A 15,575-nucleotide genomic window follows, 5' to 3' on the forward strand; every position below is an offset into this window, starting at 1 on the left:
ATGACCAAAATAGCAATTTTCGCGTCTGGTTCTGGAAGTAATTTTGAAAGTATAATGACAGAAATTGAAGCAGGTCGTTTATCTCATATTGAAGTGACAGCATTATATACAGATCAAGTGAGTGCTTATTGTATAGAACGCGCTAGAAAATTTAATCTCGATGTGCATATTAATGAGCTGAAAAACTTTGATTCTAAAGCTGATTATGAACGTAAAATAATAGAGTGGTTAACCGCTGAAAAAGTAGAATGGATTGTACTGGCCGGTTATATGAAATTAATCGGTGATCATATTTTAAATGCTTATGATCGACGTATATTGAATATCCATCCTTCTTTATTACCGAAGTTTAAAGGTAAAGACGCTATTGGACAAGCATTCGACAGTGGTGAAACAGTTACTGGTACTACGGTGCATTACGTTGATAGTGGTATGGATACTGGTGAGATTATAGAACAACGTTCTTGTAAGATTTATCCAGATGATACAAAAGAACAATTGGAAGAGCGAATCAAGGAAATAGAACATCAACTTTATCCAGAAGTTATTGCAAAAATTATTCAATAAGAGGTGCCAATAATAATGAAAAAAGCAATTTTAAGTGTTTCAAATAAAAGTGGAATTGTGCCGTTCGCGCAATCTTTAACAGAACTAGGTTATGAATTATATTCTACTGGTGGTACAAAAAAAGCTTTAGTTGAAGCGGATGTACCAGTTAAATCAATTTCAGACTTAACACAATTCGAGGAAATTATGGATGGTCGAGTTAAAACATTACACCCTTCAGTACATGGTGGTATATTAGCTGATCGAAATAAACCCGAGCATTTAGAGCAATTAAAGGAACAGCAAATTGATTTAATCGATATGGTAGTCGTTAATTTATATCCATTTAAAGAAACAGTTGCGAACCCAGATGTAACAGAAAGTGATGCAATCGAAAATATTGATATCGGTGGTCCTACAATGCTACGTGCTGCCGCAAAGAACTTTAAACATGTAACAACGATTGTTCATCCTGCAGATTATAATGAAGTAATTGATAGAATTAAAAATGATCAATTAGATGAAACTTATCGCAAATCATTAATGGTTAAAGTATTTGATCATACAAACGAGTACGATGCAGCGATTGTTGAATTTTTCAAAAATAGTAAAGAAACATTGCGCTATGGTGAAAACCCTCAACAAACAGCATCATTTGTACGTACTTCAAATGCAGCACATACATTAGCTGGTGCAAAACAATTACACGGTAAACAATTAAGCTACAATAACATTAAAGATGCAGATGCAGCATTAGCATTAGTGAAACAATTTGATCAACCAGCAGCAGTTGCAGTTAAACATATGAACCCTTGTGGTGTAGGTGTAGCTGATACGATTGAACAAGCTTATCAACACGCATTTGAAGCTGATGACCAATCAATATTTGGTGGGATTGTTGCCTTAAACAGAGCTGTAGACACTAAATTAGCAGAATCATTACATGGTATTTTCTTAGAAGTCATTATTGCACCGAAGTTTACTCAAGATGCATTAGATGTTTTAAGTAAAAAGAAAAATATTCGTTTGTTAGAAATTGATATGACTATTGATAACAGCGAACAAGAAATCGTTTCAGTGTCGGGTGGTTATTTAGTTCAAGATAAAGATAATGTTGTATCTAAACGTGAAGATATGACAGTCGTTACGGACGTTGAACCAACAGAAGCACAATGGGATGCAATGTTACTGGGATGGAAAGTAGTAGCATCAGTTAAGAGTAATGCAGTTATTTTAAGTAACACTAAACAAACAGTAGGTATTGGTGCAGGCCAAATGAATCGTGTAGGTTCAGCGAAGATTGCAATTGAACGTGCGATTGAAATCAATGATGATGTTGTAATGGTGTCTGATGGTTTCTTCCCAATGGATGATACTGTTGAATTAGCTGCACAACACGGTATTAAAGCTATAATTCAACCAGGTGGTTCAATTAAAGATCAAGATTCAATTGATATGGCCAATAAACACGGTATTGCAATGGTAACTACAGGTGTAAGACACTTTAAACATTAATTTATGGAGGCAATAAGATTATGAAAGTACTTGTCGTAGGTGGAGGCGGAAGAGAGCATGTCTTAGCACATAAATTAAATCAGTCACCACTCGTAAAAGAAATTTTTGCAATTCCAGGTAACGATGCAATGACTGCAGTCGCAGAGGTTCATAGTGAAATTGCAGAAACAAATCATGAAGCTATTGTGGCATTTGCTAAAGACCATCAAATCAACTGGGTAATCATAGGTCCAGAACAACCATTGACTGAAGGTTTAGCAGATAAGTTACACAGTGAAGATATCAAGGTGTTTGGACCAAATCAAGCTGCGGCTCAAATTGAAGGTTCTAAATTGTTCGCCAAACAATTAATGGCGAAATATGATATTCCAACTGCAGAATATAAAGAAATTACTAACAAGCAAAGCGCTATAGATTATATCCAAACTTGTGAATATCCAGTCGTTTTGAAAAAAGATGGTTTAGCAGCTGGTAAAGGTGTTATTATTGCCAATAATTATGATGAAGCCTTGGCTGGAATTGAGGAACTTTATCCTGAAGAAGAAGGTATTGTTGTCTTTGAACAGTTTTTAGAAGGTGAAGAATTTTCACTCATGACCTTTGTTAATGGTGATTATGCTGTACCATTTGATTGCATCGCTCAAGATCATAAGCGAGCTTATGACAATGATCAAGGACCTAATACGGGTGGTATGGGTGCATATTGTCCGGTACCGCATATTGGTCAAGATATCTTACAACAAACAAATGATACAATTGCGCAACCGATTGCTAATGCACTTGTTAATGAAGGGTATCAGTTTTTTGGAGTGTTATATATTGGTGCCATCATTACTGCAGAAGGGCCTAAGGTGATTGAGTTTAATGCACGCTTTGGTGATCCTGAAGCACAGGTCCTATTAACGCGTATGGAAAGTGACTTAATGCAACATATCATTGATTTAGATAATAAACAGCCATTGCATTTTAAGTGGAAAGATGATGCGGTGGTAGGTGTTATGTTGGCATCTAAGGGGTACCCAGGTAGTTATGATAAGGGCGAGAAGGTTTCTGGCTTTAATCTTGATGGAAGTTATTTTGTTAGTGGATTGAAGAAAGAAGATAATGCGTTTGTGACTTCTGGAGGTCGTGTGATTTTGGCACTGGGCGAAGGTGTTGATATTGCGACTGCAAAATCAAATGCCTATAAAGCAGTTGACCAAATTGAAAGTGATGCACTATTTTATCGTACTGATATTAGTGATAAGGCGATGAAATAAATATTTATATGTGATAAGAAACGGATGATATATTCATCCGTTTTTTTATTATAGAAAAAAGAAACTGGTATATAAATACCTTGCATTAAGCCCATCAAAGATCAAAATCTTTGATGGGCTTGTTATTTATATCAATACATCGTATTGTTATTGCTCGCTTACCTAGGGGATATGGGTCGAGACTTGATCTATACACTCAACTACACCCAACTACACCCTCAAGAGTGTCGCAAACAATAAGAAATTCATATCTGTTATTACTACAAAAACAAGACACTTTCGTATAATTTAATAAACAGCACTAAATTAAATGAACGAGGGTCATGTGTATAAAAATTCAAACATGTCTTAATTAACTCTGACAAATGAAAGACGACCACATGAAAAATGGACAACTCAAAGCAGGATATAATTTATAAATAGCCACAAACTTTTTTAATACTTTGTAATTGGGGTTTAGGGTCTGGTTTATTGAAGTGATTGGTTGGCACGCTTTCCACAGGTGTAATCTCAGCCTGTAGCCTTCGGTTTGAGCTAATACTGTAAGAGTCTGTCAAGCCACAACTAAGTATGGTCATAGGAAATTTCACAATATTTTAAAGTACAAAAAAGCAATTGTCTTCCTATTTAATAAAGACAATTGCTTTTAGTATGATACGGTATTTAATATTGGTTAAATTGAAATGAAAATTTTGAGATTAATAAATATTTGTTATTCGAATATCTTGAATACCAGTAATTGGTAATAATACTGATAAAAAATAAGCGCAAACTGCAATTAGGATAATTATTATGACAAAGAGAATATCTTTATAAGAAAACGGGGCGTAATAATAGTAAGTACGTTTTCCGTCTTTAAAGCCCTTTTTCTCCATGGCAACTGATAGTTGATGTGCTTTTCGAATATTTTGACTTAATAATGGGATAATTAAATGTTTCATCCGTTTTAAACCACTGTAATTGCTTCGGTCTATCATTTGATAGCGCATCTTCACTGATTTTCTTAGCTCGATTAAAGAGCTAAACATAAGCGGAACCATACGAATTGCAGCCATAAATGCATAGGCAACTTTAGGTTTGACCTTTAAATGTTGCATGAGACTGTAAAAAATCATAACAATTTGTGAAGTGAAAGCAATAAGAATACCGAAAAATGCAACAGTTGAAGTACGCATTGCCAAATGCAAACCTCTATATAAACTTTCAGTTGTGATATGAATGAAACCTAGTTTAAACAGTGTATGTGTACCATCACCATAGAAAATCATAAATAAGGCGGAAATGATACTAAAGATGACTGTGAAAAATACAAAAGGTAACGTGATCTTAAATTTTATACCGTTAAATATGAGCATAAATATTAAGATTAATGACATAAAGTAAACCATATAATCAAATTCATGTATTAATATAACGAAGAAAAATAACAATACACCAAGTAATAACTTCGTGATGATATTAACATCGTCTACGAAGGACTGTTTCTTCTTCCATTGATCAAACATTAACATCACCTATTTCTTCTATTAAGAATTGATTTTCAACATTAAACTTTCGAGTAGCATATCGTGAGATTATCTCGTTATCATGTGTGACCATTATAATTGTTTGGCCCGATTGAACACGCTTTTGGAATAGTTTAATTAAATTAAATGTATTATGGCTATCTAGTCCAAATGTAGGTTCATCTAACAAGATGAATCTTGAAGATGAACTTAGCGCTATTGCTACACTTAAGCGTCTTTTCTGACCAATAGAAAGTTCGAAAGGGTGCTGCGTTTGTACAGAATTGAGTTGTAATGTTGTTAACATATTTTCAGTTTCTTGTTTGGCTTGTTCAACCGTGTTTTGTGTATTTTTAAATTGAATATAAATTTCATCATATACTGAGTTTGTAATAAATTGAGATTCAGGATTCTGATAAACTAAGTACATGTGTTGCGCAGCTTGCTTAATTTTTGTGATTTTTTTGTTATCTATGAATAAGTCACCTGAATATTTCAGGAGTTGCATCATCGATTCGAGTAATGTCGTTTTACCCGTTCCATTACGTCCTGTTATGGTAATCCATTCACCTGATTTAATTGATAATTCAGGGATTTGTAATAACCGTCTTTTTCCACGTTGTATCGTAATATCTTGGAAATTTACAACGCTCTGAGTTGTAAAGTGCTGTGAGTGTTTATTTAAAGGCTTTGGTGCGTAATCCCATGCATGTGGATGCCACACACCATATTCGGATAATAGTGACTCATAGTGCTTTAAAATGATTTCAGGTGTCTCATCGGCAATGATTTCACCATCATAATTGAAGAGTATGACACGATCAATGTGTTGCCATATATGCGCTACTTTATGTTCGACAATAATCACTGTTTTGTTATCCCATATTTGTTTGATTTTTTGCCATAAATCTTCAGTGGCATAAACATCCAACATTGCTGTAGGTTCATCTAAGAAAAGTGTGTTTGTTTCTTGTAAAATAGTCTCGGCTATCGCTAGTTTTTGTTTCATACCACCACTCAATTGATTGATGTATTGATTTTTATCAACGTCTAAATCAACTGCAGCCAAAGCATTGTCGATACGTTCATCCATTTCTTCTCTAGGAACTTGTAAATTTTCCAATACAAATGCCAATTCTTCATATACTTTAGGCATACAAAATTGTGTATCTGGATCTTGGAAAATGACCCCACAATCTTTGTCTATATGAAGGTCGTCATATTTCATTGGAAGGTCTACTAATTCTGGTACAATACCACTTAACACATTGAGTAAAGTACTTTTACCTGAACCAGATGGCCCAAGTAAAAGTACCTTTTCTTTACTATTTATATTTAAGTTTAAATTATTGAATATTTTTTTATCTGCATTTGGATATTTTAATCGTAAATTTTTTATGGATATCAATATTGTGACTCCTTATAGATTGTCGTAGTCATGTTTCGTAGCTGGTCTAAATAATTTTGTAACACCAGTTTGGTCGAGGGCTCTGACGATATAATAGGAAAGGAGTCCAGCTACAACAATTCCACTAATTACTCTACAACCTATATATAAAGCTAAGTTCCAACCTGCAATCTCTCCTAAATAACCATATGCAAAATCAATTGGTAGCGTTGCAATTGCAGTTAAGAATCCTGCTAACATTGCTACCATTGCACTACGTGATTTATATCTAAAAATTAAAAAGATAATTTCACAGGCTAAGCCTTGAACTAATGCATAAATCATTGTAGCAATGTCGAAACGTCCCATAATAATTGTTTCTCCTGCACCTGCAGCAAATTCAGCAAGTAAGGCAATACCTGCCTTTGGAATGATGAGATAAGCAACTACGGCCGCCATAAACCAAGCGCCATACGTTAATTCTTCAAGATGCAAACCTGTAATTTGAACTGCCTTATAAACAAAGTTCCAGAGATTATAAATCACTGCAAATACCACTGCAATCAATACAGTAACAAGTATTTCAGATAGTTTTAAACCTTTTGACATAATACTTTCCTCCCAAATAAAAAAACGCACAACCTTCTAGAAAAAGTGCGCGCTTAGATATTGGCATACAGATACTCAAATAAATTATTCAGTATCGCAATACACTTTCCTACGCTAGTTTAATCTAGATCAGGTTCAAAGGGTTTGAGGGTATACCTCATCTCAGTCACAAAACACCCCTAGTGCGAATGTTATATTTAAATTTAATTATAATGTATGACTTTTTCAATATTATGTCAAGGTTACTTTTTTAATAAAAGGGTAAATAACAAGTTAATAAATCGTATGAATGGGTGTTTGTATAGCTGAAGTTTTGGTGTTTAATAGGGTTGATAGACATATAAATAGGGTGATGCATAAAGCATCACCCTAAATCTTTATAATGTTTGACATTATAAACGTTTATTTAAATTAATCCAATGTGTCTTGAATATTCTTTTTAGTTTCCTCTACATCATCTGATGATGACTCTTTTTGTTCTTTTAATTTTTCTTCTGCTTCTTTTGCTTGTTCAGCAGCTTTTTTGTTTAATTCTTCTTTACTCATATGTGACACTCCTTATTGATGTTTGATTATATAGATGGTATACCACATAATATTAACTATAAACATAGCTTGATTGTGCTGTGTTTTACATTAAATTTTAAAACAAAAAATAAAATTAACGAATTTAATGAAATAATTGTTTAATATCATTAGTAATGTGGAATTTTGACAATACAACTAATCTATCATACTAAAGACTTATTTATTAGATTATTAAAGACAAGAACTAAATGTTCATATATAATAACTTTGAGGTGAATGGTATGTCTTTTATAAAGAAACACGCCGAGATACTATATAGCTATATCATAGGCATCGTTTCGCTTTTCACAGGTCTCATCATTTTGGTTAATTTACCTTTAATTCATAAATTGAATGGTAAAGGTAAACCAGAGTTACATATCCATAATGTATGGGATTTTATTAATGCTTTTTTCAGTGAAATAATTAGGGTGATGAGTAACTATATAGGGAACTTCCCAATAGTAAGCGCCATAATCATTATTTTATTTGGTGTCGTTGTCCTATTATTAGGTATGACACTGTATAGAACGACAGGTTATGACTATGATATTTCAATCTTCTTTTTAGTTATTGGAATTTTATTTTTCTTAATTACACTAATTTTAATGACGCAAGTTTATAGTTTCTTTGCTATTATTTTTGTCATTCCTTTTGCTGTGCATATTGGTTACATTGTGTATAAGGATGAGTTAAATAAGCATCATAGAAAGTACCATTATTTATGGATTATTTTCACATATGGTATTAGTTATTTATTAACGCAAATCGTGCTTTATGGCAGAATTGATAGTGACGAGATTGTCCCAGTTGATATTCTTAGTGTTAACACATTTTTCTTAATAATGTGGTTGTTAGGTCAAATGGCAATTTGGAACTTCTTATTCTTGAGAAGATCACTGCCTTTAACTAAAGAGGAATTGGGTGAGGAAGCCCCAGAGCTTTCTAGAGCTAGTAAAGACTCGGTATCAAATCAAACTAAAGAACATTGGAAAAATTTACAAGACAAAACTACAGAATTTACACGTAAAACAAGAAGAAGTGTGGATATTCAAAAGGCTAGAGAAAAGAAAGATAAGTTTATCGAAAAATGGAAGAATAAAATTGATATTCAAGAGGATGATGTTCCAAATTGGATGAAGAAACCAAAATGGTTAAAGCGCGCATATGTAGAACTTATATGTGGTGCGGTATTACTATTCTTTACATTAATTGAATTCAATAATAGAAATTCATTATTTGTGTCAGGAGACTGGGAAATTTCACAGACGCAATATGTAATTGAATGGGTAACATTGTTCTTACTAATGATTATTATTATTGTATATATTTTAACGACACTTACAAATTTCTTACGCGGCAGATTCTATTATCTTCAATTGTTTATGGTAAGCATATTATTCTTTAAATTGTTAACAGAATTTGTAAATATTATGGTTCATGGATTGTTATTATCAATATTCATTACACCGATTTTATTTATCATGTTAATAGCAGTCATTGTTGCGTTTACGATTAAGTTACGACAACCTGCAAATGATTAAAGTATGATGTGAGTAGACGTTACCTATCTTCCTATATGATTTAGGAAGGTAGGTTTTTTTATGTATTTAAGTAAAGTTGAGTAACGGTATCTGACATTACTAAAAAGTACTGATATAATTAGATTTTTAATGTAACAATGTATATGAAATGATAGAATAGATAAGCAAATTAAAATCATACTAAATAGTAGAAAGGCTGTCATAATATTATGAAAACTGCCACATTAAATAAAGGAAAAGAAACAAAATATTTAAATCAATATCCATTAGTCGAAGCGGATGATATATATGATCATGACCATTTGAAAGAAGGGGATTTATTTTATATCGTTAACGATCAAGGTATTTATATTGCTACAGCATATGTAGGAAGACAACATAAGGGACTTGGTTGGGTATTAAGTTATGAGCAAGACGAAGAAATTAATATACCATTTTTTGAAAGATTGTTTGAACTAGCAAAAGAAGAAAGAACTTATTTCTATAATATAGACGGTACAAATGCTTTTAGATTATTTAATGGTGAAGGTGATGGCATAGGTGGATTGACAATAGATAACTATAATGGTCATCTATTAATTCAATGGTATTCTAAAGGCATTTATAAATTCAGGTATCAAATATTAGAAGCATTAAAAACAGTGTTTGATTATACTTCTATTTTTGAAAAAATGCGTTTCAAAGATGCTGAGATTATAGGTGGTTTTGTAGAAGGAGTAGCTCCAGAATTCCCAATTGTAATCGAAGAAAACTTTACTTTTTATAATATAGATTTAGATGATGGTCCAATGACTGGAATATTTTTAGATCAAAAAGAAGTAAGAAAAAAATTAAAAGAGCACTATTCTGATAATCGCAACATTCTTAATGTGTTTAGTTATACGGGAGCATTTTCAGTTGTTGCGGCAGACAATGCCAAAAATACGACAAGTGTAGATTTAGCCAATCGTTCTAGACCTTTAACTGAAGAGAACTTTGGTTTGAATGGCATTGATCCTAAATCACAATATATTTACGTTATGGATACTTTTGATTTTTATGGCTATGCGAAAAGGCATGATTTATTTTACGACACAATTGTTGTTGATCCACCTAGCTTCGCTAGAAATAAGAAGAAAACTTTTTCAGTATTAAAGGATTATGATAAATTGATTCTTGGAGCGTTAGATATTTTAGCACCAAACGGCACAATGTTATTATGTACCAACAATAGTACTTTTTCATTAAAAGCCTTTAAAAAAGTAGTTAAAGAAACTTTGGAAAATGCTGGTGTAGCATATGAACTACAAGACGTAATGGGCTTACCTAAAGATTTTAAAACGCATGCACATTATAAACCTTCAAAATATTTGAAAGCAATTTTTGTTAAAGTACTATAAAATTTGTGAATTTGGGTATAAATTTTATATGGTCATTTTTTATAAGGAGTGTATAAGATGGGCTTGAAAAATAAATTTACTAATAAATTTACAAAAGAAGTAGGAAATAAGGTTTTAAATATAGAAGATATCAAAGAAAAACATCAATTACCTGTTAATTTATTTGAGGTAGATGAGAGACGTGAACGCGCACAAGCATTAGTGAAAAAGAAATCGCTATTGTCATCAAGTGTTAGTGTGGTACCTATTCCAGGGCTAGACTTCGGTGTGGATATCAAACTAATGAAAGATATTATAGAAGATGTAAATAAAATATATGGCCTTGACCATAAGCAAGTTAATAGCATGGGAGATAGTGTTAGAGAACGTATCTATGCGCTAGCTGCTATACAAGGGAGCCAATTTATTGGCAAGAAAATATCTGATGCTATCTTAAAAGTAGTCATTCGTGATGTAGCTAAACGCGTGTTAGCGAAACAAACAAAATGGTTCCCAATTTTAGGGCAAGCAATATCAGCTTCAGTGAGTTATTATTTTATGAAAAAAATAGGCGATGAACACATTGCAAAATGTGAAAAAGTAGTTAAAGAATTACTTTAAATCGTGAGCGTTTTCATAAAATCTTCAATTATTGCTGATTATTGTCATATCAGGGTAATAACGAATTGAATTTCTATTTATAATTTGGTAATGTTATTATATAAAACTATGCTAGGTTTTATAATAAACTAACGATTCTAACTATACGAAGGAGAAATCATATTATGGAACAAAAATCATATGTAATTATTGACGAAACAGGTATTCACGCTCGTCCAGCGACTATGCTTGTTCAAACTGCTTCAAAATTCGATTCAGATATTCAATTAGAATATAATGGTAAAAAAGTTAACTTGAAATCAATCATGGGTGTTATGAGTTTAGGTGTAGGTAAAGATGCGGAAATCACAATCTATGCCGATGGTAGCGATGAAGCTGATGCAATTTCTGCAATTACAGACATCTTATCTAAAGAAGGTTTAACTGCTTAATATGTCACAATATATTAATGGTATTGCTGCATCTGATGGTGTAGCAATTGCCAAGGCATATTTATTAGTAGAACCAGACCTTTCATTCAATAGTGAAAAGGTTACAGATGTCGATTCAGAAATTGAAAAGTTCAGAAATGCTATCGATACATCTAAAGTTGAATTAACTAAGATTAGAAATAATGCAGAAGAGAACCTTGGTGCTGATAAAGCAGCAATCTTTGATGCACATCTACTAGTCTTAGATGATCCAGAATTAATTCAACCGATTGAAGATAAGATTAACAACGAACAAGTTAACGCTCCAACAGCTCTAACAGATGTTACAGGGCAATTCATCACAATATTTGAATCAATGGACAATGAGTATATGAAAGAACGTGCTGCTGATATTAGAGACGTTTCTAAACGTGTATTGGCACATATTTTGGGAGTTGAATTACCAAATCCTAGTATGATTGATGAAAGCGTTGTCATCATTGGGAATGATTTAACACCATCAGACACAGCTCAATTGAACAAAGAGTTTGTGCAAGGATTTGTAACGAATATTGGTGGTAGAACATCTCATTCTGCTATCATGAGCCGTTCATTAGAAATCCCGGCGATTGTTGGTACGAAATCAATTACTCAAGAAGTTAAACAAGGCGACATGATTATTGTTGATGGTTTAACTGGTGAGGTAATTATTGATCCGACTGAGGATGAAGTGATTGCTTATCAAAATAAGCGTGAACGCTTCTTTGAAGATAAGAAAGAATTACAAAAGTTACGCGATGAAGAAACGACAACAATTGATGGTAAGCACGCCGAATTAGCAGCAAATATTGGTACACCAGATGATTTAACTGGTGTTATCGAAAATGGTGCAGAAGGTATTGGTTTATATCGTACTGAGTTCTTATATATGGGAAGAGACGAAATGCCTTCTGAGGATGAGCAATTTGAAGCTTACAAGAAAGTATTAGAAACAATGAAAGACAAACGTGTCGTTGTTCGTACGTTAGATATTGGTGGCGATAAAGAGTTACCATATTTAAATTTACCTGAAGAAATGAATCCATTCTTAGGATATCGTGCGATACGTTTATGCTTGGATCAACCTGATATTTTCAGACCGCAATTGCGTGCATTATTACGCGCATCTGCATTCGGTAAGTTAAATATCATGTTCCCAATGGTTGCTACAATTCAAGAGTTCCGTGATGCCAAAGCATTACTTCTTGAAGAGAAGGACAATTTAACACAAGAAGGTGTTGAAGTATCTGATGATATCGAATTAGGTATCATGGTAGAAATTCCTTCTACAGCAGCTTTAGCTGATGTATTTGCTAAAGAGGTTGACTTCTTTAGTATCGGTACAAATGATTTAATTCAATACACTATGGCTGCAGATAGAATGTCAGAACGTGTATCATACTTGTATCAACCATATAATCCTTCAATTTTACGTTTAGTTAAACAAGTTATTGAAGCTTCTCATAAAGAAGGTAAATGGACAGGTATGTGTGGCGAAATGGCTGGAGATGAGATAGCAATTCCATTGTTATTAGGTTTAGGTTTAGATGAGTTCTCAATGAGTGCGACATCGATTCTTAAAGCGCGTCGTCAAATCAAAGGCTTAAGTCAAAATGAAATGGAAGAATTAGCAGATAGAGCAATTAATTGTGCAACTACTGAAGAAGTTACTACATTAGTTAATCAATATGCAAAATAATGCTAATAATTATGGATTGGGCAAAGAAATATAATTTCTAACCATCCATATGAAAACATATAAAATAGTAGGAGGATTGGTCGAGTTAATTGGCCAATTCTTTTTTTATTAATATAAATAGAGGCAACGTTTCAATTATGCTGAAACGTTGCCTCTATTTATATTTAACATCAGTCAATCATCATTGGATTGGAAAAATTAATTTAACTTTTATAAAAAAGGGTAGATATGTACAAAATGATTATATTTTTTCAATAAGATTCATTACGCTTCAATATCTAATGTACGATTAATTTTTTCCATATCAATTTGATACATTGGTTCATCATCAATGAGTATAAAAGGTGTCGCAAATGCATCATATTCCATCATTTCATTTCTATATTGTGCATTCGCAACATTTTTTTCTTCGAAAGCCACACCTTTGTCAGTTAGGTAACTTTTAATAAAAGTACATGGAGGGCAGTCATTCTGTGTATAAATTATGACACTTTTCATTTGAAGACATCCTTTCTTGAATCCACTTATATTAATATAAGAGAGTTTATTATATTTATCAAGTGTGTAATTTATATGCTTATAGTCATCAATTTGTCACTAATTTATAGTTAGAAATAATTTCAAAAATTATATAACGGGTTTATAATGGATGGAAGTTGTGATTTTTGTCACAAATAAAAATAAAAGGTGATAATATGGATTCAGTTGAATTAGCAAGATTTCTAACTGCAATGACGCTTGCAGTGCACATAATTTTTGCGACAATCGGTGTGGGAATGCCGCTTATGTTTGCAATTGCTGAATTTTTAGGTATTAGAAATAATGATCCTAAATATATAACTTTAGCAAAACGTTGGTCAAAAGGTTATACCATTACTGTAGCTGTCGGTGTTGTGACAGGTACAATTATTGGTTTACAGCTATCTCTATTGTGGCCTACATTTATGCAAATGGGTGGTCACGTAATTGCATTACCATTATTTATGGAAACTTTTGCATTCTTCTTTGAAGCAATATTCTTGAGTATATACTTATATACTTGGGATCGATTTAAAAATAAATGGACGCACTTTTGGATTAGTATACCTGTAATATTAGGTGGTTCATTTTCAGCGTTCTTTATCACTGCAGTTAACTCATTTATGAATACACCTGCAGGATTTGAAATGAAAAATGGCAAAATGATTAATGTGGAACCTTGGGCAGCTATGTTTAATGATTCATTCTTAGTACGTTCATTCCATGTTGTAGCGACAGCATTGATGACAATGGCGTTCGTGTTAGCTGCAGTAGCAGCATTTAAACTATTAAAGAATAAATTTGCTCAGGATACCGAATATCATAAAAAGGCACTTAAGCTTACGATGATATTAGGGTTAATTTTTACATTAGGCTCAATGTTAGCAGGAGATATGTCAGCTAAGTTTCTTCACAAAGAACAGCCTGAGAAGCTTGCTGCCTATGAGTGGCATTTTGATACTGAGTCTAAGGCAGATCTAGTGTTATTTGGTACTTTAGACGAAAAAACACAAGAAGTTTCGGGTGCTATTAAAATTCCAGGCGTATTAAGCTTTTTAGCAGATAATAACTTTAATACAAAGGTGAAAGGCTTAGATGAGTTCCCGAAAGAATTAAGACCACCTATGATAGTACATTACTACTTTGATTTGATGGTATTTATGGGTGTGTTCTGTATGGTTGTTTCAGGTGCCTATGTAATGACATTAGTCTTTAAAAAATTGAAGAAATTCACTTACTCCAAAGCTATGTTATATGGTGCGTTATTAACAGGGCCAGCAGCATTATTAGCGATAGAATTTGGTTGGTTCTTAACAGAACAAGGACGCCAACCATGGATGGTTAGAGGCTATCTTAAGGTTGCAGACGCAGCCACTCAAGCTGGTGGATTAACGTTAGTTACGGTATTATTCGCACTCTTATATATCGTTCTTATTGTTACTTCGTCTTATGTATTAATTAGGATGTTTAAACATAAGCCTGCTTATAAAGACGTTGAAAAACTAAAGCAAGAAAGAGGTGATTTATCATGATATTTGCATATATAGGAATCACAGTACTATGGTTTTTCTTATTTTGCTATATTATTGTTGCCTCTATTGACTTTGGGGCAGGATTCTTTACATTACACGCGAAAGTAACGAAACAAGATAAAAAGATAAATCATTTAATTGCAAGATACTTAAATCCTGTTTGGGAAGTAACGAATGTATTCTTCGTTTTCTTCTTTGTTGGAATGGTAGGATTTTTCCCAGACACTGCGAAATATTTCGGTTCAGTGCTATTACTGCCAGCCTCTATTGCTGTTATTTTGATTTCAATTAGAGGTAGCTTTTATGCATTTGAAAATTATGGTCCAGATACGAAATTACCGTGGTTAGCTTTATATGGAATTGCTGGTTTATTTATACCCGCCGCATTAGCTACGACATTAACAATTTCAGAAGGTGGCTTTATTAAAGAGCATGCCGGTAACATCGATTTGAATTGGGTGGAAT

General features: G+C 33.0%; 15 protein-coding genes and 1 riboswitch. Of the genes, 10 read left to right on the forward strand and 5 right to left on the reverse strand.

Annotated elements, in window-relative coordinates; all coding sequences use genetic code 11:
* Genes purN through purD form a run of 3 tightly spaced genes read left to right on the forward strand, consistent with a single transcriptional unit; the run spans position 1 to position 3,320 of the window.
* The gene (gene purN / locus SH09_RS11970) at positions 1 to 567 is read left to right on the forward strand and encodes a phosphoribosylglycinamide formyltransferase (protein WP_042739879.1); all 567 of its coding nucleotides are present in this window, start codon (positions 1 to 3) and stop codon (positions 565 to 567) included.
* 15 nt (positions 568 to 582) lie between these two features.
* Complete coding sequence (purH, locus tag SH09_RS11975; RefSeq protein ID WP_042739880.1) at positions 583 to 2,061, forward strand: bifunctional phosphoribosylaminoimidazolecarboxamide formyltransferase/IMP cyclohydrolase; 1,479 nt, start codon at positions 583 to 585, stop codon at positions 2,059 to 2,061.
* 20 nt (positions 2,062 to 2,081) lie between these two features.
* Positions 2,082 to 3,320: a phosphoribosylamine--glycine ligase gene (gene purD / locus SH09_RS11980; protein WP_042739881.1), complete on the forward strand. Its 1,239-nt coding sequence runs from the start codon at positions 2,082 to 2,084 to the stop codon at positions 3,318 to 3,320.
* A gap of 698 nt (positions 3,321 to 4,018) precedes the next feature.
* On the opposite strand, the gene SH09_RS11985 is transcribed toward purD, so the two are convergent.
* The 4 genes from SH09_RS11985 to graF all read right to left on the reverse strand — a co-directional run bounded on the left by SH09_RS11985 (position 4,019) and on the right by graF (position 7,367).
* On the reverse strand, positions 4,019 to 4,825 hold the full coding sequence (locus SH09_RS11985; protein WP_042739882.1) for an energy-coupling factor transporter transmembrane component T family protein: 807 nt from the start codon (positions 4,823 to 4,825) through the stop codon (positions 4,019 to 4,021).
* Positions 4,818 to 6,233 carry an ABC transporter ATP-binding protein gene (locus SH09_RS11990; protein ID WP_042739883.1) on the reverse strand — a complete coding sequence of 472 codons (1,416 nt, stop codon included), beginning with the start codon at positions 6,231 to 6,233 and terminating at the stop codon, positions 4,818 to 4,820. The genes SH09_RS11985 and SH09_RS11990 overlap by 8 nt, the downstream gene beginning before the upstream one ends.
* Positions 6,234 to 6,245: 12 nt before the next feature.
* Positions 6,246 to 6,821 carry an ECF transporter S component gene (locus SH09_RS11995; protein WP_042739884.1) on the reverse strand — a complete coding sequence of 192 codons (576 nt, stop codon included), beginning with the start codon at positions 6,819 to 6,821 and terminating at the stop codon, positions 6,246 to 6,248.
* A gap of 89 nt (positions 6,822 to 6,910) precedes the next feature.
* A riboswitch (TPP riboswitch) is annotated at positions 6,911 to 7,012 on the reverse strand.
* 220 nt (positions 7,013 to 7,232) lie between these two features.
* On the reverse strand, positions 7,233 to 7,367 hold the full coding sequence (gene graF, locus SH09_RS16940) for a glycopeptide resistance-associated protein GraF (protein WP_198643875.1): 135 nt from the start codon (positions 7,365 to 7,367) through the stop codon (positions 7,233 to 7,235).
* A 263-nt stretch (positions 7,368 to 7,630) separates the two neighbouring features.
* Between graF and auxA the strand changes: the two genes are divergently transcribed.
* The 5 genes from auxA (at position 7,631) to ptsP (ending at position 13,059) form a co-directional block, all read left to right on the forward strand.
* Positions 7,631 to 8,932, forward strand: coding sequence for a lipoteichoic acid stability factor AuxA (gene auxA, locus SH09_RS12000; RefSeq protein WP_042739885.1), 1,302 nt, complete (start codon positions 7,631 to 7,633; stop codon positions 8,930 to 8,932).
* A gap of 209 nt (positions 8,933 to 9,141) precedes the next feature.
* Positions 9,142 to 10,311, forward strand: a complete 1,170-nt coding sequence (locus SH09_RS12005; protein WP_042739886.1) for a class I SAM-dependent rRNA methyltransferase — start codon at positions 9,142 to 9,144, stop codon at positions 10,309 to 10,311.
* A gap of 57 nt (positions 10,312 to 10,368) precedes the next feature.
* Entirely contained in the window at positions 10,369 to 10,911 is a 543-nt protein-coding gene (locus SH09_RS12010) for a hypothetical protein (RefSeq protein ID WP_042739887.1), read from the forward strand.
* A gap of 164 nt (positions 10,912 to 11,075) precedes the next feature.
* Positions 11,076 to 11,342, forward strand: a complete 267-nt coding sequence (locus SH09_RS12015; RefSeq protein WP_042739888.1) for a phosphocarrier protein HPr — start codon at positions 11,076 to 11,078, stop codon at positions 11,340 to 11,342.
* 1 nt (position 11,343) lies between these two features.
* Positions 11,344 to 13,059, forward strand: coding sequence for a phosphoenolpyruvate--protein phosphotransferase (gene ptsP / locus SH09_RS12020; protein ID WP_042739889.1), 1,716 nt, complete (start codon positions 11,344 to 11,346; stop codon positions 13,057 to 13,059).
* Positions 13,060 to 13,323: 264 nt separating this feature from the next.
* Here the strand turns inward: ptsP and SH09_RS12025 are convergent, their stop codons facing one another.
* Positions 13,324 to 13,557 (reverse strand): glutaredoxin family protein, encoded by a 234-nt coding sequence (locus SH09_RS12025; protein WP_042739890.1) that lies wholly within the window; start codon positions 13,555 to 13,557, stop codon positions 13,324 to 13,326.
* A gap of 197 nt (positions 13,558 to 13,754) precedes the next feature.
* Between SH09_RS12025 and SH09_RS12030 the strand changes: the two genes are divergently transcribed.
* Positions 13,755 to 15,110: a cytochrome ubiquinol oxidase subunit I gene (locus SH09_RS12030; RefSeq protein WP_042739904.1), complete on the forward strand. Its 1,356-nt coding sequence runs from the start codon at positions 13,755 to 13,757 to the stop codon at positions 15,108 to 15,110.
* Positions 15,107 to 15,575, forward strand: a 469-nt coding sequence (locus SH09_RS12035) for a cytochrome d ubiquinol oxidase subunit II (protein WP_042739891.1), incomplete at its 3' end; no start/stop codon positions are given. The genes SH09_RS12030 and SH09_RS12035, both read left to right, overlap by 4 nt.

This window comes from Staphylococcus gallinarum, from assembly GCF_000875895.1.
Lineage (GTDB): Bacteria > Bacillota > Bacilli > Staphylococcales > Staphylococcaceae > Staphylococcus > Staphylococcus gallinarum.

Bases quoted from the DNA above. Each gene is read 5' to 3' on its own strand.
- purN (WP_042739879.1), top strand. From the start codon at position 1: ATGACCAAAATAGCAATTTTCGCGTCTGGTTCTGGAAGTAATTTTGAA.
- purH (WP_042739880.1), top strand. From the start codon at position 583: ATGAAAAAAGCAATTTTAAGTGTTTCAAATAAAAGTGGAATTGTGCCG.
- purD (WP_042739881.1), top strand. From the start codon at position 2,082: ATGAAAGTACTTGTCGTAGGTGGAGGCGGAAGAGAGCATGTCTTAGCA.
- SH09_RS11985 (WP_042739882.1), bottom strand. From the start codon at position 4,825: ATGTTTGATCAATGGAAGAAGAAACAGTCCTTCGTAGACGATGTTAAT.
- SH09_RS11995 (WP_042739884.1), bottom strand. From the start codon at position 6,821: ATGTCAAAAGGTTTAAAACTATCTGAAATACTTGTTACTGTATTGATT.
- graF (WP_198643875.1), bottom strand. From the start codon at position 7,367: ATGAGTAAAGAAGAATTAAACAAAAAAGCTGCTGAACAAGCAAAAGAA.
- auxA (WP_042739885.1), top strand. From the start codon at position 7,631: ATGTCTTTTATAAAGAAACACGCCGAGATACTATATAGCTATATCATA.
- SH09_RS12005 (WP_042739886.1), top strand. From the start codon at position 9,142: ATGAAAACTGCCACATTAAATAAAGGAAAAGAAACAAAATATTTAAAT.
- SH09_RS12010 (WP_042739887.1), top strand. From the start codon at position 10,369: ATGGGCTTGAAAAATAAATTTACTAATAAATTTACAAAAGAAGTAGGA.
- SH09_RS12015 (WP_042739888.1), top strand. From the start codon at position 11,076: ATGGAACAAAAATCATATGTAATTATTGACGAAACAGGTATTCACGCT.
- ptsP (WP_042739889.1), top strand. From the start codon at position 11,344: ATGTCACAATATATTAATGGTATTGCTGCATCTGATGGTGTAGCAATT.
- SH09_RS12025 (WP_042739890.1), bottom strand. From the start codon at position 13,557: ATGAAAAGTGTCATAATTTATACACAGAATGACTGCCCTCCATGTACT.
- SH09_RS12030 (WP_042739904.1), top strand. From the start codon at position 13,755: ATGGATTCAGTTGAATTAGCAAGATTTCTAACTGCAATGACGCTTGCA.